This window comes from Pseudoalteromonas sp. '520P1 No. 423' (assembly GCF_001269985.1).
GTDB lineage: Bacteria > Pseudomonadota > Gammaproteobacteria > Enterobacterales > Alteromonadaceae > Pseudoalteromonas.
Genome location: NZ_BBZB01000001.1, coordinates 2,055,683 through 2,081,715, shown reverse-complemented (window position 1 = coordinate 2,081,715; position 26,033 = coordinate 2,055,683). Strand labels below are relative to the sequence as shown.

At 33.8% G+C, this 26,033-nt stretch carries 26 protein-coding genes and 7 tRNA genes; 9 read left to right on the top strand and 24 right to left on the bottom strand.

Features of this window, described 5'->3' with window-relative positions; genetic code table 11:
- Positions 1–2 precede the first annotated feature (2 nt).
- Positions 3–3,083, top strand: a complete 3,081-nt coding sequence (locus tag PSA_RS09535) for a DUF2339 domain-containing protein (RefSeq protein ID WP_042144826.1) — start codon at positions 3–5, stop codon at positions 3,081–3,083.
- Positions 3,084–3,146: 63 nt separating this feature from the next.
- Here PSA_RS09535 and PSA_RS09530 read toward each other — a convergent pair whose 3' ends face one another.
- The 16 genes from PSA_RS09530 to dnaQ form a co-directional block, all read right to left on the bottom strand.
- On the bottom strand, positions 3,147–4,232 hold the full coding sequence (locus tag PSA_RS09530) for a TonB family protein (protein ID WP_052379947.1): 1,086 nt from the start codon (positions 4,230–4,232) through the stop codon (positions 3,147–3,149).
- A gap of 61 nt (positions 4,233–4,293) precedes the next feature.
- Complete coding sequence (locus PSA_RS09525; RefSeq protein WP_042144824.1) at positions 4,294–4,896, bottom strand: hypothetical protein; 603 nt, start codon at positions 4,894–4,896, stop codon at positions 4,294–4,296.
- A 7-nt stretch (positions 4,897–4,903) separates the two neighbouring features.
- Positions 4,904–5,974: a lipocalin-like domain-containing protein gene (locus tag PSA_RS09520; protein ID WP_042144821.1), complete on the bottom strand. Its 1,071-nt coding sequence runs from the start codon at positions 5,972–5,974 to the stop codon at positions 4,904–4,906.
- Positions 5,971–8,367, bottom strand: coding sequence for an FtsX-like permease family protein (locus PSA_RS09515; protein ID WP_042144819.1), 2,397 nt, complete (start codon positions 8,365–8,367; stop codon positions 5,971–5,973). Before PSA_RS09515 ends, PSA_RS09520 begins: the two co-directional genes overlap by 4 nt.
- Positions 8,368–8,371: 4 nt before the next feature.
- A complete protein-coding gene (locus tag PSA_RS09510; RefSeq protein WP_042144817.1) occupies positions 8,372–9,055 on the bottom strand; it encodes an ABC transporter ATP-binding protein in 684 nt (227 codons plus the stop codon).
- Between the two features lie 56 nt (positions 9,056–9,111).
- Positions 9,112–9,324: a helix-turn-helix transcriptional regulator gene (locus PSA_RS09505; protein ID WP_042144815.1), complete on the bottom strand. Its 213-nt coding sequence runs from the start codon at positions 9,322–9,324 to the stop codon at positions 9,112–9,114.
- Between the two features lie 73 nt (positions 9,325–9,397).
- A complete protein-coding gene (locus tag PSA_RS09500) occupies positions 9,398–9,733 on the bottom strand; it encodes a hypothetical protein (protein WP_042144813.1) in 336 nt (111 codons plus the stop codon).
- A 347-nt stretch (positions 9,734–10,080) separates the two neighbouring features.
- Positions 10,081–10,157 (bottom strand) — tRNA-Asp (locus PSA_RS09495).
- 33 nt (positions 10,158–10,190) lie between these two features.
- Positions 10,191–10,267, bottom strand: a tRNA-Asp gene (locus PSA_RS09490).
- Positions 10,268–10,306: 39 nt separating this feature from the next.
- Positions 10,307–10,383, bottom strand: a tRNA-Asp gene (locus PSA_RS09485).
- Between the two features lie 115 nt (positions 10,384–10,498).
- A tRNA-Asp gene (locus PSA_RS09480) sits at positions 10,499–10,575 on the bottom strand.
- Between the two features lie 38 nt (positions 10,576–10,613).
- A tRNA-Asp gene (locus PSA_RS09475) sits at positions 10,614–10,690 on the bottom strand.
- Positions 10,691–10,736: 46 nt separating this feature from the next.
- Positions 10,737–10,813: transfer RNA gene (locus tag PSA_RS09470), tRNA-Asp, on the bottom strand.
- A gap of 32 nt (positions 10,814–10,845) precedes the next feature.
- A tRNA-Asp gene (locus PSA_RS09465) sits at positions 10,846–10,922 on the bottom strand.
- 99 nt (positions 10,923–11,021) lie between these two features.
- Positions 11,022–12,407, bottom strand: coding sequence for a TIGR03503 family protein (locus tag PSA_RS09460; protein ID WP_082305689.1), 1,386 nt, complete (start codon positions 12,405–12,407; stop codon positions 11,022–11,024).
- 119 nt (positions 12,408–12,526) lie between these two features.
- On the bottom strand, positions 12,527–13,222 hold the full coding sequence (gene dnaQ, locus PSA_RS09455) for a DNA polymerase III subunit epsilon (protein WP_042144797.1): 696 nt from the start codon (positions 13,220–13,222) through the stop codon (positions 12,527–12,529).
- Between the two features lie 124 nt (positions 13,223–13,346).
- On the opposite strand from dnaQ, the gene rnhA reads away from it, so the two are divergent.
- Together rnhA and PSA_RS09445 are read left to right on the top strand one after the other, a co-directional pair.
- On the top strand, positions 13,347–13,814 hold the full coding sequence (gene rnhA / locus PSA_RS09450) for a ribonuclease HI (RefSeq protein ID WP_042144795.1): 468 nt from the start codon (positions 13,347–13,349) through the stop codon (positions 13,812–13,814).
- Between the two features lie 123 nt (positions 13,815–13,937).
- Positions 13,938–14,576, top strand: coding sequence for an MBL fold metallo-hydrolase (locus PSA_RS09445; RefSeq protein WP_231665240.1), 639 nt, complete (start codon positions 13,938–13,940; stop codon positions 14,574–14,576).
- Here PSA_RS09445 and PSA_RS09440 read toward each other — a convergent pair.
- Both PSA_RS09440 and truC read right to left on the bottom strand, forming a co-directional pair.
- Positions 14,573–15,016, bottom strand: coding sequence for a flavodoxin domain-containing protein (locus tag PSA_RS09440; protein ID WP_042144792.1), 444 nt, complete (start codon positions 15,014–15,016; stop codon positions 14,573–14,575). The two genes, PSA_RS09445 and PSA_RS09440, sit on opposite strands and share 4 nt — an antisense overlap.
- 15 nt (positions 15,017–15,031) lie before the next feature.
- Positions 15,032–15,823: a tRNA pseudouridine(65) synthase TruC gene (gene truC / locus PSA_RS09435; protein ID WP_042144790.1), complete on the bottom strand. Its 792-nt coding sequence runs from the start codon at positions 15,821–15,823 to the stop codon at positions 15,032–15,034.
- Between the two features lie 115 nt (positions 15,824–15,938).
- Between truC and PSA_RS09430 the strand changes: the two genes are divergently transcribed.
- The gene (locus tag PSA_RS09430) at positions 15,939–16,967 is read left to right on the top strand and encodes a DUF3549 family protein (protein ID WP_042144788.1); all 1,029 of its coding nucleotides are present in this window, start codon (positions 15,939–15,941) and stop codon (positions 16,965–16,967) included.
- 21 nt (positions 16,968–16,988) lie between these two features.
- Positions 16,989–17,288: a DUF3301 domain-containing protein gene (locus PSA_RS09425; RefSeq protein ID WP_042144785.1), complete on the top strand. Its 300-nt coding sequence runs from the start codon at positions 16,989–16,991 to the stop codon at positions 17,286–17,288.
- A gap of 898 nt (positions 17,289–18,186) precedes the next feature.
- On the opposite strand, the gene PSA_RS09420 is transcribed toward PSA_RS09425, so the two are convergent.
- Positions 18,187–18,837: a GNAT family N-acetyltransferase gene (locus tag PSA_RS09420; protein ID WP_042144784.1), complete on the bottom strand. Its 651-nt coding sequence runs from the start codon at positions 18,835–18,837 to the stop codon at positions 18,187–18,189.
- 136 nt (positions 18,838–18,973) lie between these two features.
- Between PSA_RS09420 and PSA_RS24505 the strand changes: the two genes are divergently transcribed.
- Positions 18,974–19,135 (top strand): DUF2789 family protein, encoded by a 162-nt coding sequence (locus tag PSA_RS24505; protein ID WP_371257853.1) that lies wholly within the window; start codon positions 18,974–18,976, stop codon positions 19,133–19,135.
- 57 nt (positions 19,136–19,192) lie between these two features.
- Here the strand turns inward: PSA_RS24505 and PSA_RS09415 are convergent, their stop codons facing one another.
- Positions 19,193–19,561, bottom strand: a complete 369-nt coding sequence (locus tag PSA_RS09415; RefSeq protein WP_042144781.1) for a DUF3192 domain-containing protein — start codon at positions 19,559–19,561, stop codon at positions 19,193–19,195.
- Between the two features lie 177 nt (positions 19,562–19,738).
- Here PSA_RS09415 and PSA_RS09410 point away from each other — a divergent pair, with 177 nt between their 5' ends.
- On the top strand, positions 19,739–20,026 hold the full coding sequence (locus PSA_RS09410) for a hypothetical protein (protein ID WP_042144778.1): 288 nt from the start codon (positions 19,739–19,741) through the stop codon (positions 20,024–20,026).
- Positions 20,027–20,800, top strand: coding sequence for a Zn-ribbon-containing protein (locus tag PSA_RS09405; protein WP_042144776.1), 774 nt, complete (start codon positions 20,027–20,029; stop codon positions 20,798–20,800).
- A 49-nt stretch (positions 20,801–20,849) separates the two neighbouring features.
- Here PSA_RS09405 and PSA_RS09400 read toward each other — a convergent pair whose 3' ends face one another.
- On the bottom strand, positions 20,850–21,191 hold the full coding sequence (locus tag PSA_RS09400) for an Hpt domain-containing protein (protein ID WP_042144774.1): 342 nt from the start codon (positions 21,189–21,191) through the stop codon (positions 20,850–20,852).
- Positions 21,192–21,354: 163 nt separating this feature from the next.
- Between PSA_RS09400 and PSA_RS09395 the strand changes: the two genes are divergently transcribed.
- The gene (locus PSA_RS09395) at positions 21,355–21,912 is read left to right on the top strand and encodes a tRNA-uridine aminocarboxypropyltransferase (RefSeq protein ID WP_042144772.1); all 558 of its coding nucleotides are present in this window, start codon (positions 21,355–21,357) and stop codon (positions 21,910–21,912) included.
- Here PSA_RS09395 and PSA_RS09390 read toward each other — a convergent pair.
- From PSA_RS09390 to apbC, 3 genes are all read right to left on the bottom strand, one after another.
- Entirely contained in the window at positions 21,902–24,025 is a 2,124-nt protein-coding gene (locus PSA_RS09390) for an EAL domain-containing protein (protein WP_042144770.1), read from the bottom strand. The genes PSA_RS09395 and PSA_RS09390 overlap by 11 nt on opposite strands.
- Before the next feature lie 127 nt (positions 24,026–24,152).
- Entirely contained in the window at positions 24,153–24,740 is a 588-nt protein-coding gene (gene dcd, locus PSA_RS09385; protein ID WP_042144768.1) for a dCTP deaminase, read from the bottom strand.
- A gap of 57 nt (positions 24,741–24,797) precedes the next feature.
- On the bottom strand, positions 24,798–25,928 hold the full coding sequence (gene apbC / locus PSA_RS09380; protein WP_042144766.1) for an iron-sulfur cluster carrier protein ApbC: 1,131 nt from the start codon (positions 25,926–25,928) through the stop codon (positions 24,798–24,800).
- Between the last annotated feature and the right edge of the window lie 105 nt (positions 25,929–26,033).

Here is a 26,033-nt window from a genome sequence, read left to right as displayed (position 1 = left end):
TTATGATGATAGTTGGATTGCTCATTTTTCTTATAGGTATTGCTACTGAAGAATATATATATGGAATTATATTCGCGACCCTTATTTATCTACTTGATAGTAATAGAAAACTACAAACTAGAGTCAAGTTATTAGAAAGGGATAATTTAAAGCCTCAAACCATTACTCAGAAAAGTTCAAATGAGACTTCTGCAGTTAATACACACAAAAATGCTCATGTAGAGACCCATTCAGCTAATCCAAAAGAAAATTTAAACCCAGAACAACAAATTAAATTTGAAAGTACGCTTCCTCAAGCAAAAATAATAAATAAAAATCATAATTTAAAAAGCATAAATGATGAAAAGTCAGCAAGCTTAAAAACGGTTGTTGTACATAAAAATACATTTACTCAGAGTATTATTAATAAAATATTAGAACCGCTTATCTCTTCAGTTTTAGGCCCCTTTACTAGCTTACTGAGCTCATTTACAAAAATATATGCCCACTATAAAAAACAAGGAAAAGCACCCGTTTTCTTTTTAACGCTTGCTGGTATCGTCACATTAGTAATGGGATTTGGTTATTTACTACAATATTCATTTAATGAATATCTGCCTCCTTTAGGTAAAGTGAGTATGGGATATTTAAGTGCTTTAGCAATTTTAATCTTTGCCATAAAACTTAATAAATCTCGCAATGATATGTCTGAATATTGTGCAAGCCTAATTGGCTTAAGTGTGATTTTATTGTATTTATGTAGTTATTTTTTAGGCCCTTATTATCAACTTATATCAGACTTAAATACCTTTGTTTTATTAATTATCATTTGTGCTTTCGGTTATGTTTTATCTAAGGTTTATGAAACACGTATCGTCGCTTTTATTAGCTTAATTGGGGGGACATTAGCGCCTATTTTCCTCATATCTATCATCAATAATGCCCCTTTTTTATATCTGAGTTTTTTACTGCTTATTTGCATAGGCGCTGCGGTAATCGCTTTTTCCATACGTTGGCAATTATTAGCTCAAATCAGCTTTATTTTAAGCATCGGCTTAGTAGAATTTGTATTATTACAAGCACACACTAGCCAAGCAATTACGGCGGTTATCTTAGTACATTTGTTTTTCTATAAAATGTGCGTAAATCTTTATTTCCAGTGGTTTACATTTAAATCGAATCGGCAAAATTGTTTAATTCAATTATGTGTATCTTTAGCCTTTATGTTAGTAACACTTGAGCAAGTATCTTCATCGTCACAGCAATATGGCTTTTTACTTTTATTTAATGCTTTTTTAGCCGCGGCTGTATTTTTGTTTTGTCAAATCACACGTTTAAAGTCACTTATAAACAAAGATTTTAAAATCATTGCGCTACTGGTATCAGGATTTTTTACAGGGACTGCTTTATTAATACTAATCTCTACTGACCTGCTTAGTTTAGTGTGGGGGATTGAAGGCCTAATATTGTTATATCTAGGCTTACGCTTCAATTTTTATAACGTACGAATAGAGGCTTATTTATTACTGTTAGTTTCATCCCTGAGCGCTATTTTTAATATATGTATCTGGTTTGTTGATGCTATAGCCCCCTTGCCAATATTGGTGTCGTTTGAATTTAATATGGGGTATTTAAATTTAGTTAGTATTGTTGCTTTAAGTTTTGTGATGCCTATTTTATTAAATATAAATATCAGAATGATTACTTACAAAGAAAAAATATTAAAAAATTATTTAAATCAATTAAGCATTTGCATGCTGTCTTTATTGTTTATGACAAGCATTGCTTGCTTTTATGATAAAGGTTTTTGGCTATTTTCCTTGATACCTTTATTTAGCCTGATTGTTATCAGCCATAAGTTTAATTGGCCTAAATTAGAAAAGATCGCTTTTCTACATTGGTTATTATTATTGATACCTGTGATTACAAGTGGTTTGCATATAGGTGATTTTCATTTTAAAACTCAAACATTAATAGGACAAATTGCCCGAGTAGAAGCATTCATCGCCTTTTGGCTAATAGCTTATTTCTACCGAAAACTATTTACAAAAAGTGCATTGTTTAAAATAGCACAACATCTAGATACGACATTTTTTATTATTCTACCTGTATGCTTTTTACCTTCGGTTTATAGACAGTCACCTGAATTGATGCCGGTAGTTTTATGGGGTTCAGCGTTATTATCCATTTTTATTTATTGTAAATTGCAACGCCCAATATTGTGGCTGATGGCAAAATTAGTATTATTAATAGCTACATCAACCAGTATATTTGCCTGTTATTTAATTCGTTTTGACAATTGGCAAGGCTATGGGTTAAGCGCGTTACTGCTTGGTTGCGCATTACTGCTAACGCTGTTATTGATATCAAAGTCTTTTACGCATCAAATAACGTCATCTTTAGATGTATTTAAAAACAAGGTGACGTCTTTAGTTGCACCAATTTGTATTTTTTGGGGCATAAGTCTTTTCATTTTTATATTTGGCATAACAAATAGTGCTTATTATGGCTTATTCAGTACCATTATTTATTGCTATGCTCTGATCTTATTACCTTATTTTAATATCCGAATGAAGCCTTATTATGGCACTACCCATAAGTATATTTGGCTTGCAAGCTTATGTTTAGCCTTTGGGTTATGGCTATATAACGATATAACTCAGCTTAATAATGCTTCTTCTATTGCTGTTATATATATACCATTAATGTGTAGTCTATTTTTTATCTCTTATACCCATAAACCGCGCTTTGTATTGACCCGCAGATTAGGTGTAAACCAAAAAATCAGCCTATTAATGTCTCACTTATGTTTAACTTCTATTTATTTGAGCATTATTTATCTTTATGAGGCTAAGCTCACAAGCCCATTAATTTCAATTTTACTGGTGATACATGGTACAAATTTATTGTTCCATACTTTAAAAACACAATATTTATGGTTGATGCCTATTTGTATTGGCTATTTTGTTATCGCAACATCAAAAGTTTTATTGTGGGATATTAGTGGCTTTACTGTACTGCAAAAAGTAATCGCATTTATGTTTATAGGCTGTATTTTATTAGGTTCTGCTTTTCAATTTCAGAAACTAAAAACTAAAAACTAAAAATAATTGTTCAAAAAAGCCCTAGCAAAATTTGTTAGGGCATTTCCAGATATCATTTATGAATTAACGAGCAATCTTAAAGTCTAGTTGAACAGTTGATTTAGCCTCTACTGCAACACCATTTTCAAATTTAGGCGCGTAACGCCACTTATCTAAAGCTGCTAACGCTACTTTATGAAATCCTTTTGATTCTTCAGGGTTAATTATTTTTGCATCAGTCACAAATCCAAAATCAGAAATTGTAAATTCAATTTTTACTGAGCCATTTTGCCTAGCTCTTGCCATGCTATTTGGATATTCTGGATTTGCACGATACAAAGGTCTTTGTTCTTGATCGTCATCCCAAGGTCTCATTTTACCAATCGCAATACAATGCTTAGTTGCTTCATCACTTTTACCTGACTTTTCCAATGCATTAATTAAAAAGGCATGGGTATTGAGCTCAAGTGGATGTGTTGGGCCTTTTAAGGCTTCAAATATAGCTAAATTTGATTCAAAATTTTCTACTGACTTACCATAACTCTTACGTGCTAAATAATATTTACCCGCATAAAAATTTGCTTTTACAACACGTTTATCGTTTGCAGGAAACTGCTCAATTAAATATTCTTGTGCATCTAAAATCATTTTACTTTTTCTAGAGCCTATGGCTAATAATTCAATACCCGCATCTAAAGTGATCAATGCTTTTAATAAAGGATCTTTTTCTGATTGCTCATCAATTACTGTCAGTGCTTTTTTATAATAGCGTTCTGCCATATCATTCTTTTTATAAGGCAGAGACTTAGCATAAGCAAAATATAAATCAACAAGTTCAATATGATATTTGCCTAACTGTGTTTTATATATCTCAATTAAAGGCGCTAGTACTTTTCTTGCTTGCTCCGGTTTGTGAGTATTATTATAAATTGACGCTAAGTTAAAGCCTAGGCGCGCTGTATTAATATCTTGCTCACCATACACTTGTTTGCCAAGATCATAAGATAACTTTGCATACTCAAGCTGCTTTTTTTTATCTGTTGTTTTAATCGCTGCTTGATATTGATGATAAGCATCTTTAAATTGTGTATTCACTTCCTTTAAATCATTGGCATTTACTAATAGCGGCAAAGTAAAAGCAAACGCTAAACTTAGTTTTTTAAATTTCATATTCTTCCCTGATAGTATTTTGAATAAAAGCTCAGGTACAATATCAGATTGTACCGATTAATTAAATAGTGTCTTTTTTATAAGCTATTGACATTCTTAGTCCTAAAAAAGCCAATAACAATACTAATACAAGGCCAATAATACCTAAAACTTTGTCAATTGATTTGATACCAGTCCATTGTAAATAATGAATTTTATACATTTGATTTATAAAATCTGTATCTTTTCCTTGTTGATATAAGCTCATATTATTCCAGTTTAAACTGATCCTTACATCTGTATCTGTGATCACTTTCAATCCCTCTATACTTGCTATATTGCCATATCTGAGTGGGTTATGTTTAATTGCATCATTAAGCAAAATTTCGATTTGTTTTTTTGTGGGAGTTTCTATGATATTTAACGTATTTAAATCTCTGTGTTGCCAACCATCATCAGTTTTCACCAGTAAATGAGTGCCTAAAATCGACTTTATAACTCTGGTTTCAAGCCAAGCTTCATTTCCTTTTAGTTCAATAGTGTCAGTAATTGCGTAGGTTTGAATTGGTAGGCTTTCATAGGCACTTTTATATCCAGGTTTAATAAAAAAATACACGCCAGTAACTGCCCAAGCAATAAAGGGCAAGACCATAATAAAACCTAAATATTTATGTAACTTTTTCATTTTAAACCTAATATCCTGTCATTTCTAAAAAACCTATGCCTGTGTGGCTACCTGTAAAATTTACCATGCCTTCAAAATACTCAATGCCAAACCGCATGATTTGATCTTTGTTAATTGTTTTCACATCTATATCAATTTCATGCTTTTTTATTATAATTTTAAAGTGATTTGGATAAGTACTCTGAACTGTACTTATTATTGAAATCAGCTTAACTTCATCTGGAGTGAGTGTTTCAATATCACCATTATCATGCATTAAGCTGGCATAAATAAAATCTTTATTATTAGAACGAATGCGATAAACCATTAATGCTAACTCAGGTTTTAATCTCAGCGAAAACCAATCCCAACCTTGTTGTTCTGGTGCTAACATTTGAGAGCCCCACTCTCTATCAAACCATGCATTTCCTGTTACATTGTGCCATTCACCATCAAGAAATATCCGCCCTGATGCTTTGATAAATGGCTGAGAGTAATAATGACTTGCGATTAGCAGCTGTGCATGTTTTCTATTATAACCTTGAGCACCCTGTAAATAGAATTGGTTAGCACCTTGTAAATCCAGTTTCACTTGCCACTGATTATCATCTTTAAAGTCAGCAAAGTGTAGTTTTGCAGGCAATAACTCAGCTGATGATTGCCATGACCAATCATCAATAGAAGCACTAAAGGGGTTATTAGTGATAGTAAGATTGCCTAGTTCCTCACGGGCATTCCTAAATGCAGATAAATGTTGTTTGTCACTGCCAAGTGCTGCGTGAGCAAAGTACCAATGTTTGCCCTTGATTGCAGTGCGAAACAAAGTCCATTGCATAGCAATGTCATCCCCATCATCAGTGACTAAATTCGCTGTAATGTACCACCATTCATGTCGATAATTCTTTTTAGGTGAATGCGCTTCTGGAAAATTAATTTTATTATCAATTGATGGTATTTGATAAGTTTGAGTGCTGTCTGCTAGGCGATGTAATGGACTAACATACTTTTTTTGCTCTGTGTTTTTCTCTAAATTTTTGTCTGAGATATCCTCCCCACACGCAAGAATCAACAAAGCTGCTATTAACACTATCAATCTCATAGTCGGCCTTTAAAGTTTACTTTTCTAAGCACTAAGCATAAAGCTGGCACTAAACACACTAACCCTATAATGCTGCTATTTATAAATGATGATATTTCCAATAACAAAGGCATTGACCAACCAAAAGAGCTAGGTAAAACCTTTGAGACTAAGACGTTAGCTAATATGCTCGCTATAGGCCAACTCAATAAAATACAGCCGCAAGCAAGTAATAACCATTGCACTAACATATGAACAAATAAAGCTGATTTACTAAACCCAAGGCTAATTAAAATATACAGTTGCGACTTTCTTGCCAGTTCAAGGTTATTTGCAGACAAAAACAAGCCAAAACAGGCGATAGATAATAAAATTACAGCAATGGCTTGGGTTAAAATAAAAGTTTGTTTAAACACTTTTAATGCCATTTTTTTAATTTGTGATGGCTGATATAGTTGGCTGTCATCTATATTTAATTGTTCAACTAAATCAGCAATAATAGTGTCATCAAATGATTTAAAATAGACACCAAAACCTATTTCTTTAAGCCCATTTAGATGTATTTTTGCAAGTTCTTTGCCTAAAGTTATTTCAAAGCTAGGATTACCATAATCATAATAAATACCCGTTACCGTACATATAAATGGGCTTCGCTTTGAAGTATTTTGCGAAATTTTAATTTTATCTGACAATAAAATATTGCGTTTTAGTGCAAGTTGTTCATTTATGAAACAGCCATTTTCTAGAACTTTATCTGGTGGTTGGGTGATCTGAGATTTAAATACAATTGAGCTGAATTGCCGTTTTGAATTAACCGTATTCACTGCAACAGTATCTTTGCCAACAAGTGCTTTAGCATCTATATATAAAATAAATTCATCTACATTGGTATTTTGATTTAACCACTGCTGTATTGTGTGTTTTTCTCCCACTTTAAACCTTATATATAAATCTTCATCTAAATGTTGGTCTAAATACTTAGTAAACGCGGACTCAAAGCTCGCAACCATTAATGCTGCAGCAATGCTTGTTGTTAAGGCAATATAAAATGCAGCTAAAGGCAAAAACCGAATTGAGATCTGATTTTTTAAATCTTGTAATAGATAGTTTGTTTTGTAACCTGTTATCAACTTATTTAAAAATAAAAAAATAAAGTATAAAAATAAGGGTAATATTGCTGTTGTAATGATTAATAAAACCCCGTATTTAAGCATAATAGAATGCCAACTGACTTCTGGGATCATAAAAAACACAATACTAGCCAATATGATGAAAAATAATAGTTTTTTAAAGAATTTATTGTCAGTTGAATTAACCTTACTTTGTTTAGAAAAGAGCGAGATTTTTTTGCTGTTGATTGACTTAAATTGCTTAATTAAAGCTAAAAAAACTGCCAGTGTCGATATCATCACAGACCAAAGTAAATACAACCAATCCCATGTAAAATGACCACTTGATTGCAATTGATATAATTGAGATAAAGTAAAACCTAATATGGGAAGTAAAAAACTTACCATTATAAAAGCAAGCATCACACCTACAATACTTGAGATTATTATTAAAAATGCAGCCTCAAATATTAGAGCAAGTTTAATTTCAAATCGAGAAATACCTAATAGTCTTAATTGTGACATGATTTCACATCGCTTATGCCAAGCTTGATTTGCCCCTTGAAAAGCAATAAAGCTACTCACTATAAAACCAAGTAATGCTAAAGCGGTTAAGTTTAAATGCAACGCATCGGCAAAGCCCGAACGCTCTTTAATATTAAAAGATTGTTGTAAAATGAGGTGTTCTGGTAGGGAATTGCTTAAACTTTTTACTCTATTAGATGTCATTTCACTCACGATTAAATAACTAAACCCAGTATATTCCGGGAATAACTGCCAAGCATAGGCAATATCTAATAACGCGACATTATACCATAACTTAGAATCAATTATTTTTACGGTTAATTTAGGTTGCTCTATTAATTGTAATTGCGATGAATGATCTAAGTTAAGTTTATTTACATATTCTTGGGATAATAATATTGAAGTAGGATCATAAATATCAGGTTGTGTGATGCTCAAAGGTAATAAATCTATTGCCTTAAAATATACTGTTTGATTATTTATCAACTTTTTTCGAAATGACAATACACCTTGCAGTTCATTAAATCCTTGCTGTCTTAACTTCGCAAAGTCCTTCGCCGACACTGTATTACCACGCTTTGGCACAATATACTGCGCGACTGGGCTTTCAAGTTGGCTATTTGCTTGTTGGTATTGCTGTTTACTTGCGTGATTTAAAATTAAAATACTTAACAGAGTACTTGTGGCTATTGCTAGGCTAAAAATAAAGCCAATATTGAGTAGTGCATTTTGCTTATATTCCGCAAATTGAACCTGAAATATGAGCGCCAGTTGCTTCATAAAATTAAGCCTTCTTTGCTTCTAAGGCATGTACCTGTGATAGTTTACCACTGACCAAGCAGTACATAACATCCATTTTTTGTGCGACTTGTTGGCTATGCGTTACGACTAATAGCGCAGTATTATAGGTTTTTGCCAAATTAACTAATAAATCCACCACAATGTTACTATTTTTAATATCGAGATTGCCTGTTGGTTCGTCCGCTAATAACAGTTTTGGTTTCGCAGCCAATGCACGGGCGATTGCCACTCTTTGGATTTCGCCACCAGATAAAGTTGCAGGGTATTTTTCTAGTAAGTGATCTATAGATAAAGACTCAGTTAATTTTGTAATATGTTGTTGATCAAATTTATTAGCTAACTTGGCACTAAAAGCAATATTATCTTTTACATTTAAGCCTGTTAGTAAATTAAATTGCTGAAAAATAATGCCTAATTCATTTTTACGGATCAAACTTAACTTTTTATCTGAAAGGTTTTTAATATTAGTATTAGATAAATAAATATCGCCCTGCTGAATTGGTTCTAAAGCACAAATTAAATTTAAAAGGCTCGTTTTACCACTACCGCTGTCACCCATTAATGCAAGAGACTGCCCTTGCGCTAACTTTAGATTAATATCAGACAATATTTCTCTTTCATTGGTACCGTCATTCACTGAGTGATTAAGGTTTTTGATATCTAACATCGTACTAATTCCTTTTATATCAGCTTTAATTTTAGTCTAATGCATATTGCTCTGTTTCAAGGTTCATAAATAAACATATCTTCTAAAGACACTTTAAATACAGCTGATATTTTAAAGGCGACTTCTAAAGATGGAGAATACTTAGCAGATTCAATTGCTATTACAGTTTGACGGCTGACACCTATGACATCAGCTAATGCCTGCTGTGTCATTTCATTATGATGAAACCTAAGTTGGCGTATATTATTTCTAATACATAACTTTGTCATCATTAAACTCCTTTACGAAATAGCCTAACTTGTATAAAACAGCTTATAAATTCTGGTAATAAAAACGCTAAAACTAAAAGATGAAGTGGCAAAAAAGGTATATTTGATGCAAACCTATTGCCCATGCATTTGACTCTAAAGCATACTGCGCAACGGCTATTACAACGCCAACCTTTAAAATCCAATTGCTATAATAACTGCTTTTTAACTCTATTAAGGCTTCTCGTTCATCAAGCGGTTTTTTTGCATCTTTGTAGTTGATAATTGTCAGTATCGCAAAAGAAACCGACATAAATATTACTGAGAACATAACCACTTTAAATAATAAACTAATGATCACTGTACTATCTGCTAGCTGAAAACGCGTAAAACCGAGAAGTTGTTCCAAGTAATAAGAAAAAATGAGCACAGTTGCAGTTAGCTCTAACTATAAGTTTTTCTCTTGAAAACTGCTATTCATAAGATTTATTACATTACCTATCAAATGTTAAATGTACCTAATTTGATGTTAATTTTACTTTACATGGAAATATATTCCTAGAGCTAATAAATATCAAATATTTTGACCATTTACATATTGATTAGGATTAGAATAAAAATTTTAATCATTTAAAATTGATAGAAATAATATAAAAGGAAGAATTTAGCTTAATATAGTTAAATTTTTTGATTAAGAAGATATAAATAGGTTTTTCAAGGTATTGATAAAATTAGTTTTAGATTTAAACGAGGAATTTTACTTTAACTTAAAATAAATGGCGGAGTGGACGGGACTCGAACCCGCGACCCCCGGCGTGACAGGCCGGTATTCTAACCAACTGAACTACCACTCCGCAGTGGTATCATATTCTAGTAATGTAAGTAAATGGCGGAGTGGACGGGACTCGAACCCGCGACCCCCGGCGTGACAGGCCGGTATTCTAACCAACTGAACTACCACTCCGCAAAATCTTACTTTACTTTTAAATTTAGTTATATCAAATGGCGGAGTGGACGGGACTCGAACCCGCGACCCCCGGCGTGACAGGCCGGTATTCTAACCAACTGAACTACCACTCCGCTGAGATATAAACAAATTTAATGTCTTTTAACATTTGATAAACCGAAGTTTATCACTCTACCAATTAACTAAGTAATTATCACGCTGTAGAGTAAAACTTAACATTGTAGATAATGGCGGAGTGGACGGGACTCGAACCCGCGACCCCCGGCGTGACAGGCCGGTATTCTAACCAACTGAACTACCACTCCGCAAAATCTTACGATGTCATTTTATTATTCTATCCTATTGGCGGAGTGGACGGGACTCGAACCCGCGACCCCCGGCGTGACAGGCCGGTATTCTAACCAACTGAACTACCACTCCTCAAAGGAATAAAATAAATGCCTTTCGGCGTTGTAACAATAAGTGTTGGCGGAGTGGACGGGACTCGAACCCGCGACCCCCGGCGTGACAGGCCGGTATTCTAACCAACTGAACTACCACTCCAGCTTATTCTTAATTTGTTACAGTGCAAATGTTGGCGGAGTGGACGGGACTCGAACCCGCGACCCCCGGCGTGACAGGCCGGTATTCTAACCAACTGAACTACCACTCCGCTATATTTGCTTTCCGACTTGGTATCCCTTGCCGGCGGCGTGAATAATACGAATGAGGCCCTTTAGAGTCAACACTTATTTTCAATTTTCTGCATTTTTTAGTCATCTGAGATAGAAAGGTTTAAAATTTCATCGCTATCGTTTGATTTACGACCATTTTTTGATTTTTCATTTGAATCATCAAAACTAAACTCTTCCTCTGCTGTGCTTTTTTTACTTTTAAATTTGAAGTTAAATTTAAATAATGGCTTCTTTTGTACCACTAATCTAAAAAATACCCCACCAAGTATTAAAATAACCACATTTCCTATTATGATTATTGAAATTAACTTACTGGTTTCTATTTCTGACGCTTGTTGCTGCTCAATTAATTCACTATTTATTTCATCAAGTTTCAAATCACTTTGGATTGGAGGGATTATTTCAGCTTTTTGTTCTTCTTCTTCAATTGGTCGCTCAATGCTAAAAGTATAGTTTTCTAGTGTTGTCATAAACTCTCGACCATTTATATTTGTACCAAAAGCCGACAGCTCTACCGAGTAATCCCCCCAATCATAATTAATTAATCTAATTTCTCTGTTAGCGGAATCATTTGCATCAATTGAAAAAGCCTGCTCTTCATTATTAGGGTAAAAGATTTTCCCTTGGAATAAGACAGTCTTTGGATCAACCTGAGTATTATCGATCTTTATTTTTAGTACATGTTCTGATTTTTGTTCTTTTGCGAGCTCAAGTTCATAGGTAAACGGTGCTTCCTCAACCATGACTGACTCATGCACTAAGCGTCTTTCGACTAAAGGTGTAATTAAATAAAATTCAGGGCGCCATTGGCCACTTGCAAAGTTTAGTTTGAACTCCCCAGTAAATACCGCATCTCCTGGGTACTCATCAAAGCCTTTACCATCATCTTTAAATTCCGCAACCCTAACGGTTTTAGCACCAAAGTTTTTATACTCACTATTATTAGTACTGACAAAATCAACATCAAGGGTAACAACGTCTCTAAAATGCCCTGAGGTGATAGGCGCACCGCCATTTGTTAGTTTGCCTGTTAGTTTTATCGTCTCGCCTTTAAACATCAGCTCGGGGAGGGGATCAACATGAAGTTCTATTTCACTTAATACAAAAATTTTACTTTCGGGAAGGATATCACCAACAGCTTGCCATGGCCCTGGCATAGGTTTTTCTATTTTAATAATGTCGTAGGTTAAATCATCATACCATTCAATTTCACCTGTCACGCCTTGAGTCGCATACATTTTACTGCCGTCAGGGCGAATTAAAATAACGGGTGAAGAGCCGCGTTTTCTAAAAAAGAGCAAAGTAATCTCATCAACTTTATGATCTATTCTAAAGCGGTTATTAAAGAGTTTAACCTCATTTTCACCGGCATCTCTTTGAATTACTTCTAAAGCCTCTTCGGGCTCAACAGCAAATACAAATGGGCTAATTAAACATATTAATAAACTCATTATCGCTTTCATATACATTTCCTTATAGGCGCCATAACAACTATTTGTTTTTTAATGCTATATGATATTTTTAATACTCATACCTTTATGACGCCAAATCTTTAATAATTTATTACACGGTTTTCTAAGTTTTATTGACGCCAAAGACAGGCATCACCTACTACATCTAATCTTGACTCATGCTCAATTAATTCTTCTGCTGAAGCTCTTATTATATTTAATGGTGCTCTATCAGCAGATAAACGAATGATTTCACCCTCTTTGCCTTTTTTAGCGCCATCCATACCATAGTTAATATTTACCTGACCACCTGTCATGGCTAAATATACATCGGTTAGAATTTCAGAATCCAGTAAAGCCCCATGCATGGTACGTTTTGAATTATTGATATCGTAACGACGACATAAGGCATCCAAGTTATTCTTTTGCCCTGGATGTAAATCACGTGCCATTTTCAGGGTATCAATTATTTTGCAATACTCTGCCGTTTTGGGGTAACGGGTATTGAGCATAGCAAATTCATGTTCCATAAATCCGATATCGAACGCTGCATTATGGATCACTAACTCCGAACCTTTTATATAATCAAAAAACTCCTGGGCGACTTGGTGATAGCGTGGTTTATCACGCAAAAATTCATTAGTAATACCATGTACATCTATAGCTTCATCTTCAATTGGGCGATCAGGATTAATATAAACGTGAAAGTTATTCCCCGTCATACGTCGATTGATAAGCTCTACACAACCAATTTCAATGATCCTATGACCTTGTTTTGGATCTATTCCTGTGGTTTCTGTATCAAGAACTATTTGTCTGTGGTCCATATCGCCTATTACTTCATTTATGTTATTTTACAACTTATAAGTATTCTATACCCAAACACGCTTAATATGCGAATTTCAGTATGGTTAAACTTAAATATAATCAAACAAAAATAATAGGTATTGTGTGCAAAAAAATGTAGAAATTTATACCGATGGCTCTTGCTTAGGCAATCCTGGGGCAGGCGGTTATGGTGCCATCCTGATTTATAAAGGCCATATTAAAGAATTAAGCCAAGGATATACCTTAACTACCAATAATAGAATGGAGCTATTAGCCGCGATTGTCGGACTTGAAGCTCTGACTAAACCTTGTGTTGTATCATTAACCACAGATAGTCAGTATGTAAAACAAGGTATAGAGTCTTGGATGCAAGGTTGGAAGAAACGTAATTGGCAAACTTCAAATAAAACGCCGGTAAAAAACATTGATTTATGGCAGAGATTAGATCAAGTTAATAGCCAGCACGATGTGTCATGGCATTGGGTTAAAGGTCATACTGGCCATGAACAAAATGAGCGTTGTGATGATTTAGCAAGAGATGCAGCTAATAGCAAAACATTATTAGTCGATTTAGGATACCAACCAAGTTAACATTTAAACCGAGTTACGGCTCACTATAAAGTAGAAAATTATGAGTATAAATATAGAAGCTTTTTTCATCAAGATACTGCAGCCCTTTCTTATGTGGTATTTGATACAAGATCACTAAAAGGCATGATCATTGATCTTGTGCTTGATTTTGATATTTATTCAGGTAGTTTGAGTTATATCACAGCCAACCTGATGCTTGATTATATTGATTCCCATCATCTTAATATAGACTGGGTAATAGAGACTCATACACATGCAGATCATGTAACATTTTCGCAGTTTTTTAAAAATAAACTAGGTGATATACCGGTTCGTATTTTAGCAACACCAGGACATACTCCCGATAGCATTTGTATATTAGTTGATGGCAATGTGTTTGTTGGCGATACTTTATTTATGCCAGATGGCGGTACTGCAAGGTGTGACTCCCCTGATGGCAATGCGAGTCAGCTTTATCACTCTATACAAAGAATATTTGAACTTGGCGACGATTTACAGTTGTGGATGTGCCACGACTACCAGCCTCATGGCCGTGAACTTGTATATAAAACCACAGTCTCAGAGCAAAAAAAATATAACGTACATTTAAAACATAATACTAGCCAGCACGACTATGTATCATTAAGAGAGCAAAGAGATAATACCCTAAGCGCCCCCATATTATTACTCAGCGCCATTCAAATCAATGTTAATGCAGGCATATTACCTGTGGATGAAAATAATAAGCTTAGCTTTATAAAAATCCCTTTAACAATTGCTTAAAGTGCTTTTATAAATGAATCAAACCACACTAGAGCTGGTTTTTCTGGCTCAAAATCTTCACACGCATCTATTTCTAAGTTTTCAATACATGCTTTAGCTTGCAACTCTTGCAACAAGATATCTATTTTTTTTCCTGCGCCACAAAAAGTATCGCCATAACTACTATCGCCTAATGTAATAATGCCATAAGGGATATCTGTTAATAACGGGAATTGATTCTTTAATTCTAAATATAAAACTTCTAATTCCGCAGGGATATCTCCCGCACCTGTAGTTGAAGTCACAAACAGTATATGGGAAGCATTTTTCATATCATTTATTGTGCCAGGTAAAAATACCTCAGCGTGATGCTTTGTAGACTTTAATGAATCAGCTAAAGTGAAAGCGAGCTCTTGCGCACCGCCATAAACTGAACCAACAAAAATACTAATTTGTGACATATCATTATCCTTTTTTTACTTTTGGCGATAATCGAGCTCTGAGTCAGACCAATTTAATTGTTTGAAAATTGATAATACCTCTTCCCCTAAGCTAGCTTCAATATTTATCTGAACATCTGTATAGGGATGTTTAAAACTTAAATTTTTAGAAAATAACATTAAACGTCTTAGTTCAAAGTGCTCTCTAAAAAAGTGGTTATGACGATTATCGCCATGATTTACATCCCCGATTATAGGATGCGTTAAGTGGTTTAAATGCCTTCTGATCTGATGTTTACGCCCTGTTTTAGGGTAACATTCAACCAGTGAATAACGAATACTTGGGTATTTGCCAAAAGGAATATCTAAACTCGCTTGTTTTAAGCATTTAAAATCAGTAATGGCGCTTTGTGCTGGTTTATCTTGGTTTGCATGTTTATCTGCTATTTTATCTAGTTGCTCTTTTAATGGCTTATCTAAGAGTCTATGTTCAGGCGCAAAACCTCTGACTAATGCTAAATAGCGCTTTTGTACTTGATGCGCGATAAAAATTTCATTCATCTTACGTGCTGACTCAGAACTTAAGGCAAATAAAAGTACACCTGAAGTGGGACGGTCTAATCTATGAACAGGATATACATGTTGCCCAATTTGATCGCGTAACATTTGCATAGCAAATTGTGTTTCATGTTTATCTAAAAAAGATCGGTGAACTAATAAACCCGCAGGTTTATCTATTGCTACAAAATATTCATCTTGATACAAAATAGTTAACTTTGGTATAACCACTTCTTCTTGTATCACTTCTTTATTTATCACTTCACTCATGTTTACTACTTTTATTTAATGACTAAGTATTATTTTTGCTGATTATAACAAGTTATTGGCACGATCAAACAAACTCATTATAATTGTAATCAGTTTATATTTTTAAGGTTAAGTAATGGATAGCAATATATCAACATTGGCAGATTTATTAGATGCAGCTGGTACACAATGGCGTGCGTATGACATTGGTCGCCGTATCACTAAAATTAATAAAGAAACTTTTTCAAAAATTGAAAATGCCCAGATCCCTTATCCTACTCCATTACAAAAACATGCATTAATCGCCATTCTATTTTGGGATAAAAAAGAAACTGAAGAACCCTATATTTGGTTTTTAAAACTGCCTTTGGATGAAGAAAGTAAATTAGTTCAAGCCAGCAGAGATCACTTTGCGAGCATGGTACTTGAGGCCTTAGGTACACAGTTGACCGGTCAACAAGATGGCCAACAACTCAATAATAATCCATATGTATTTACGCCAAATGCCAATAAACGTGCCGCATTTAATGCTTTAATGAAAGTAGAAACAAATAAACCTGCCTCTATTTATTATGAATCAGCACAGCTTTATTTTAGTGGTAAGTTAGGGTTTACAGACTGGGAATCACTTTCTCTTCAAGGTATTGCTGACTTTGCCTTTAGAATAGATAAAACAGAAAACCTAACAAGTCTCATTAATGCGTTTGCAGATTTACCTGTAGAGGTATGCTCTCCTCTTGCGTCTATGTTAGAAAATGTTGAAATTTCAACAGCGCTTACTGAAAAGTTGGTTGAACTGTCTCATATCGCAATCAAAAATAAAGATGTACCTGCATTAGTAAACTACCTAAGATGTTTATCTCATACTAAGGCACAAGCATTATTAAACGATTTAATTGATACCATTTTAAACTCAGAGTTAGCTACTAACCTTGATATCATTTTGACTATTACAGGTCGTACTTGGCAAAGTCTTAGCGAGCCAAAACGTTTGCATTTATTTATGGATGCAGTGGCACATATAACAGACTACCCAGAATTATTTTCAGGTATTTTTGCTGATTTAGTTGCTATTCCAACGGTTCGCCCTCAGTTATTAGCATTACTGAGAGTTGAAAATCGAAGTGATGCGTTAGCACATGCAATTGGTAAACTTTTTTCATAAGTTAAAAAAATAGGATTTTTTATGGCATCACTTTGGTTAATTATGACAGTATCAGCTGTTATTTATTTTTTTTGGTTAAATCGAAAAATAGCAGAGGCTGCTCAAGCTCATGCAAGAAATCAGGCTGAAAAACTGCAAGTTCAACTATTAGATGTCGCTTGTAAAAAGCAAAGATTAGGATTATTACGCACAGGAAAGCCAGGACTAAAAAGTATTTTTATTTTTGATTTTTCAAGTGATGGACAAAGCCGCTATCAAGCAGAATTAACAATGGAAGATATTAAGCTTGTTGATGTATTAGTACCACCTCATAAAATTTAAATCTTTTTAGAAGCGTAAATAATTTATTTTTCTACAAAAAGAACTAAGGCGTAGCTCAATGCTACGCCCCAATCTTATTTTTCCATCCATGTATAAGGTTTTCCACTCACCTTTTGCGATTGCCTTCCCTTTAGTATCCATAACAAAGGTTTTATCCATAAAACCTATCTAAGTCATCCAGACTCTATTCCTTGCCTCATCCTGAGGTGTCCTAACCTTCCATGCCTATCCTTGATATTTTGAGTCTTCCCAACTCATCCTAATTGCATCATGCAAATATCCATAACATCCTGTTAAGTGTTAAATCATTTAACACAAAGTACGTCCTTAAATCCCTTTCCTTTATATTCCTGTGACATCATCCTGATATCTGTCTTTAATCCTTTCCATGACATTGGCTAATCCAATTAACCGAGTATTAAATCATTTAATACTTTACCATCCTGGTATTCCCTATCCTTCTCCTTTGTTTCCCTGTGATATCATCCTGATATCTGTCTTTAATCCTTTCCATGACATTCGCTAATCCAATTAACAGAGTATTAAATCATTTAATACTTTACCATCCTGGTATTCCCTATCCTTCTCCTTTATTTCCCTGTGACATCATCTTGATATCTGTCTTAAATCCCTTACCTGACACTTCAGTCATTTCCTATGACCTGCTTGCTTCCTACAGGACTAATATTAAGTGAAATATGAAATAAAATTAGCTTTAAAAGCTAATTTTATTTTTGTCTTAACATTGTAATAAACAACAAAAACATAAATATCAGTAACTTAAGTTGAGATCATCAGTGAAATAAACGGGAACAAACGTCCTAACCTACATTAACGTAGGATATATCTCACACTGAAACTTCCTTTATGCCTTAAGCGTGAAATTATATTAAAGACGTTATTTTAGTTTGAATAACAAATCACCACTGACATTGCTGAACTCAAGCTGTTTAATTTGCTTAAAGCCATCCGTAATAAACAAAGCCTTTAAGTCATCACGAGTCACATAAACTGCCAGTCCTAAAGTATCCTCATCTGTTTTAATGAGATCATCTAGCGCGCGTAATAAAAAACTACCAAACCCTTGTTTTTGCATACCTGGTGCTACGGCTATAAAAGCAAGAAAATGATAACAATCATATTCATCGAGTGATTGTCTAATAACTTTTTCTTTCTTAATAAGCTGCTGAGTCGTTAAATAACCTGCGCTCAGCATCAATTTTAATCGCCAATGCCACACTCTTTGTGCTTTCATTTTACTTCCTGACTTAAAAACACAAGCTACCGCTTTTAAAGTATCTCCTTTAAATAAACCCACTAAAGGTTCATGGCCCTGCCAAAAGCTGTTGAGCTCTTCTCTGATCAATGCTCTTAATTTTTTTTCATATATTGCAGGCGTGCTTGTAGATGAGTTTAAAATCTCCATTAATAGCGGATCATCATGATATGCCTGATAAAGTAAACTCGCTGCTAGACTTAAGTCTTCAGCTGTAAGATAAATTGCTTTTAGAGATTCATTTGGTGTATGTATTGTTGCCAGTGTATCCATGATTGATTCCATTGTTATTATTATGTTCTATATTTATATAGAACATAATTAAAAATTGGGAAATAAAATGGATACAAATTTGCACAATTTAACAGATTTATTTTCGCAACTTGGTTTAGACAACTAAAAATCTGGTATTAATTCATTTATTGCAGAGCACCTACTGGCGAGTGCAACTCATATTAGTGAAGCGCCATTTTGGAATAACGGCCAAGCGAATTTTTTAGCGGAATCATTAGCTGAAGATGGAGATTGGAGTGAAATAATAGATCAGTTTGATACTTTGTTAAGAAATTAACAAAGCTGCAATATCAAGATAAATCGAATTGAAGTACCTTGATATTAAATACTTTATTTATAAATAATTTGAAATAGTCGAACCATCGCCAATAGCAACTAATTTATTATCTTTAAACTTTAAAAAGTGACATTCATCTTTTGTTGTTTTGCTATCTGAATCTGTTCTATGGGTACGATAGAATAATACTTGTGTATGTTCTGAGTTCTTATTATAAACTTCATAAAAATCAGGCACCCCTAGCTTCCCTTTAATTAAATCAATAGATTGGCCTAGTTCTAAATTACTGATCATCGATCTATTACTATCTTGCCTTACTTCCCAACTATCTTTTGAATAGTGATCCGCAGCACCATCAACAGCAATGACACAACCCGTTAATGCTAAAGGTGATACTAAAAGTAATGCGGTTAATATTTTTTTCATTATAAGTTATCCAATAAATAATTTGATTCAGGAAATAATTAAACAAAATCAGTGCCAACATTTAAAGCCTTGTTTCTTATACATAAAATTTAATAGTTTTAAAAACGACTAGTTATATCATTATGTTCACGCTAAAATTTAGCTAATTTGACCAATTTAACTTTTTAAGAGTCCCTTATGGAACAATTTGTTATTGAAGCAATAAAAAAAATACTCGTACAAAATAAAGTACCTTCTGTCGCTTTAATAAAGGGAAAATTAAGCCAAACTGTGCCTATGCCTATTATTATTTCTGTTTTAGGCCGATATAAAAACGACCCTGATAATTTTAAAATTGATGAGCAAGAACAAAAATCTCAAGAACCGAAAAAAAATGAATCACAAACTCAGTTAGATAGAATCGAAAGCAAGTTAGATCTGATTTTAACCTTACTTAAAGACTCAAAAAAAGCAGGTAATTCATAAATGTTTGTTGTTGATTTAACTTTTGATTGCTACCAAGATACAACTTTAGAAGCCGCTGAAAAAGCGATTATTCGCTTAGTTAATGCACTGCGCTTTAATGGTCAAATTATTGGAGAAGAATTCCCTACTGTATTAAAAGATGGTTATTTCCTTACGCGCGTTATGTGTCCTGAGCAAGATTCATTACACCCGCTTTACCATAGCCCGTTTGTAAAAAGTAGCTTAGAAAAATTAAACGATGTCGGTTTGTTACAGCCAAAAACTAAAGTTATAGGTCAAGATATTCATGCTAATGGCGCCGCACCGAGAGATGAATCAAGTAGTTATATTATTTATACCACTTATGTCCATACTTGCAGCCCAGTATATTGCGGCGATGACTTTATGCCAGTTCCTCTTTATAAACTTCCAGCCATTGCAAATGGCGATTATAAAGCCTTAATCAAATGGCAAGAAGACTGGCAAGCGTGTGATCAAATTCAAATCAATGGTGCGACACGATGTGAGTTCTCTGCAATTAAAGAATTAGCAGATATCGACAGTGATTTATACCGCCGAGGGCAAACATTAAGAAAACGGATCAGCGCATTAACTAAAAAGCCTGTTTATTATTATTTATATCGTGTGGGTGGTTTAAATAAAATTGCAGAGCAAACAAGAAAGTGTCCGAGCTGTGATGGTGATTGGCGTTTAGATGAACCTTGGTTTGAATTATTTGACTTTAAGTGCGATGATTGCGGCTTGGTTTCAAATATTTCATGGGATCACCAATAAAATCTTCTTTGTGATTTTTGCCTACATTAAATATTTGTAGGCAATGTCCCTATTTACCTTTCCATAGATTAATTTTATCTTTAGTTTGATCTATCAATGATTGCAATTGTGCTGCATATACTAGCGCATCATTTAAATTACCATCATTAAGGGAATGCTCTACTTTTTTAGCCATTTCAGCTAAAGTTAACGCACCAAACTGGGCTGCATTAGATTTTAAGCTATGGACATGTCTTATGGCACTTTCATTATCATTATGGATTGATTGTGCTAACTCTTGATTTAAACGATCGAATTCACAGTAGCAAAAATCTAAAGTGTCATTAAATTGCTCACCCAATAAAGACTTCATGCCTAAAAGTGCATCTTCATCAATAACCTGATCGCCCATAAATATTCCTTTTATTGTTAGGTGTATACGAAATGCAAAACAAAGTAACCTTAAATACAGTGTAAACATACTTGTATTAAAAACCAAATTAAAATCCATTGTTAGTTTCATTTTAGAAGTTTAAAATACCTTTACTTAGAATGAACTATAAATTTAAAATCCTATGTCTAGAGCCACTTGCGCACTTTGTCATTACCCATTAAAAACCTGCGTTTGTGAAGCGGTGTCTAACATAGATTGCCAAACAAAAATTTATGTTATGCAACATCCAAGCGAAGTAAAAGCGGCAAAAAACACAATTAGGCTAGCACAATTATGTTTACCTAATTTAACCGTTTTTGTTGGTGAAGAGCCTGATTCTTTTAAAGAAATACAAAGTTTACCTGCAGAAAATACCTTTTTATTATATCCAGATGACAATGCGGTTGAAGTTGAAAAATTAGACCTAGAAAATAGTCAGAAAATAAACTTAATTATTTTAGATGGCACATGGAAAAAAGCGTATAAATTAAAAATGAAAAACCCTTGGTTATTAAAATTTCAAACACTGAGCTTTGCTAATTTACCTGAGAATCAATATATAATAAGAAAAGCAAAAAGAGCGGACAGCCTGTCATCGCTAGAAGCAATCGCATATAGTATAGAAGTGCTTGAAAATGCAGATACTCAGCCTTTGTATAATGTACTAAATAAAATGATGGGCAGCTTTATTAAGCACTAACTGTTTGCTTATACCGCTGCAACCATTGAAAATAATCACTAAAAGGCATAGGTTTACCAAAATGATATCCTTGTGCTATTTCACAACCATATTGCTGTAATATATTTGCAATATTTTCATTTTCAACACCTTCAGCAACAACAAATGCGCCTAAACTTTTAGCCATTTCAATAGTTGTTTTACAAATTGTTTGGTCTCTTTTACTTTGATCTAATTCCATTACAAATTGTTTATCTATTTTAATTTCATTGAACCTAAGCTGACTTAAATATGCTAATGAAGAATAGCCTGTTCCGTAGTCATCTATTGCCATTTGAACACCTATTTTTTTAAAGTCATTTAAGACAATATTTGCATCTAATGAATCACTCACTGTCGCTGACTCAGTAAGCTCAATCACTAAGGTTGATGGATCTATCTCAAGCTCCGCTAATAAAGAGATAACCTGAACAGGTAAGTCTCTTTTTGTTAAATCTTGCCCTGAAATATTAATTGAAGTTTTATGATTAGGGAAAACTTCAAGTATACTTTTATGGTGTAGGAGCGCTTGCTCAACCACCCATTCAGTCACATCATTAATTAATCCCGCGGATTCTGCGATTGGAATAAACTCATCAGGTGGTATAAAGCCTATTTCGGGGTGTTGCCAACGCAGTAAAACCTCACAGCCATAAATGTTATTATTTTTTAATTCTATTTGCGGTTGAAAATAAAGTGATAATTCATCATTCATTAACGCTTTTCTTAAATCTGCCGCTAATTTAAGCTTCTTTTGCACAAATTGACTGCCATCATTTTGGTAAATATGCCAGTGCTCTGAACTTTTACCTGCAAAATCAACCGCTTGTAGAGCCCTTTGTTGTAACTCTTCAACATTAGATGCATGTAAAGGGAAGCTCGCAATGCCAATATCAACATTGCCCACTAAATATGTGCCTTCTAAATAGATGCCACCTTCTAATGCTGCATTAACTAAAAAAGCATATTGCTCAATTAAATCTGTCGTAATTTCATCGTATAAAATCACAGCTAAAGAATCATCATTAAACCGCGAAATATGGTTTACTTTATCTCCATTTTTATTATCTATACTTGCTAAATCTAAGCCTGATAATTGTATATTCAATTGTTTTGCAACTTCAGTTAAATAATCATTGGCATGCCTAATACCAAAACTTAAGCGTGCATCAGCATAAGTCGTTGGTTTGATGATAATTAAGGTATGCTTTTTTTTATCTTCTTGCAGCTGAGATAATTGTTTTTGTAAAACTAATCGATTGGGCAAACCTGTGACAGGATCATGGGTTGAAAAATAAAGTTGCTTTAATTCTTTATCTTTATAGCGTTTAGAAAAAGCAAAAGAAATTAATAGAATTTGAATAATAATTGCTAAAGGTTCTAATTGATAAATAATATTCTCATGCAGAATCACCCTATAATTACCAACTAAATTCATTAAATCCAACGTAATTATAGGTATCCAGCTCATTAAGAAAATACGATTATATCTATATTGAGCGTTATAATTTGTGACTAAAATAAATATTATTGATGTATAAATAATAGATTGCCCTAAGAAAAAGCCAATTTTAGGAACATAAAAGTTAATGAATAAAAGCCCCACTAAAATGCAATTGATTGTAACGCCTATTTTCCAAACTTTATAATTATGTTTATGCATCCTAAAAAAATTAACTGTAAATAAAATCGCACTAATACCATTCAAATAAAATAAAACAAGATTATTTTTAAGCAAGGCAATCAATTGAGGGGAATAGAAAAGCGCAGTTAATCCTTGCTCTGATAGCAATATAATGAGATTAAGTAAAAGGTAACAACTGTAATATATAAAAGTGCGGTCTTTAGTGCTGCGATAAAATACTAAATTATAAAAACACATTATGAGTAAAATCCCAATAAACCCGCCCCACAGTGTATGTTTAAAATATAATTCATCTGAAATTGTGCTTGTTGGGCTAATACTTAAATCATTATTTTGAATTGAGTCTATAGGGGGTATTGTAGGAATGAGCGCTTCAGCATGACCAGGCAGGCTAAAAGATAAGAAGATACTGACAAAAAATACTAAAAGCAACCGTCCTTGTAAGGCCATATTCGTACCGATAAAAACATCATTGATACAAGTATGGAAGCTTTATAAAAATGCGCCATGTTAAACATGAGAAAAAGTGAAACTTTTTGTGTTTTTTTATAAAGCTTATTATTAATGAATTATATGATTATGATTCGTCGTCACTAATTCGACTTGCAACAGCACCCGTTTGATCTCTATATTTTGCATCTTTACGCGCATTATAAGGCTTCTCTGCGGGACTAGACATAGTTTCAAAACTCAGCGCACCGATTTTCATTTTTGGTTTTAAAGCTAAAGGTAATTTACCTGAATTATAAAATTCTAAAACAATATTACCAGACCAACCAGGATCAATTCGGTGCGCAGTAACATGAACCATTAACCCTAAACGCGCTAAAGAAGAGCGGCCATCAAGCCAGCCTACAATATCAGAAGGCAATGTAACAGATTCAAATGTCATGGCTAATGCCAGTTCACCTGGATGTAAATAAAAAGCTTCATTATCTTCAATGATAATTTCATCACTCATGATTGCTTCCATCGATTTATTGACCTCATCTTTTGGTCCACTTAAATCAATGTAAGGCATAGCATGTTCTTTAAAAACTCTAAATTTATTACCAAGCCTTAAGTCAACCGTGATACCTGAAATCATCTCTTCTGTCGGTTGAGGTACTATTTTAATGTGCTCTGCTTGTAAACTTTCTTTAATGTGAAGATCTGATAATCTCATTACTACTTTTAACCTTTTTCTTTTAAAACAGCCTAACAGGCTATTAATTCTTAAAATTTAATCATCTGTAATAATGATTTCAACTGTATCTTTATTTATTTGCTGGTAATAAAGTTGGCTTGCCACTAGCCTTGCAGCTTTGCGGTAATGTTCACCTATATTAGATGACATATCTGCAGCAATCATTTTACCTTGCTCACCATATTCTCGAATATCTAATTGCAATGGAATTTCAGCTAATAAGGGAACACCATACCTATGTGCCATTTTTTTACCACCATCTTGACCAAATACGTAGCTTTCATTCCCGCAGTGACCACAAATAAAATGGCTCATATTTTCAATTAACCCTAAAATTGGCACTTTTACCTTTTCAAACATGGCAATGCCTTTTTGCGCATCAGCAAGCGCGAGATCCTGTGGTGTTGTAATAATAACGACACCACTTGCGGGGACTTTCTGCGACATTGTTAATTGAATATCACCAGTCCCTGGTGGCATATCTACAATAAGGTAATCCAGTTCACCCCAATCTGTTTCGTTTAATAATTGGCTCAAAGCGCCTGATGCCATAGGTCCACGCCAAACCGTCGCACTTTCTGCTGGTACTAAAAATCCAATTGATTGAGATTTAATGCCTTCTTTTGCAAAAGGCAGCATAGTTTTTTCATCTTTAGCTTGAGGTTTTTCACCCTCTAGGCCTAATAAGATTGGAATAGAAGGTCCATAAATATCAGCATCTAAAATGCCAACTTTTGCGCCTTCACATTTTAATGATGCCGCTAAGTTAACTGCTGTGGTTGACTTCCCAACACCCCCTTTCCCTGATGCAACAAGTACAACATGTTTTATTTGATGAATTTTTGCGGCTTCTTTTAATTTACAGGTAAGAGATAGCACAACTTTTAGCGATAATTTATCAGATAAATAATCTTCTATATGTGCTTTTTCACCTGATGCCGGAAAGTTTAATTCTAATGTTAATTTGATTGCTGTGATCACCAAGTCTTGTTTTTCTAGCTCCAATTCTAAAATTGAACTGCAATCAAGCAAGCCTATTGAGAATACATCACTACGATAATCTTCAAGAGATTTTTGTAATAAAACTTCAAAATCACATTCCTGTGCTGTTTTTTTATGCTGTTTTTGTGATTTTGAATGATTAAATAACTTATTTAAACTAAACATGATGAGAAATTCGAGTTTCGGTAATGAAAAATGCCGCTAAATTATGTAACATTCACGGTATTAAAACCAGTCTGTGCTTAAAATACTTATAAATTACATTTTTAA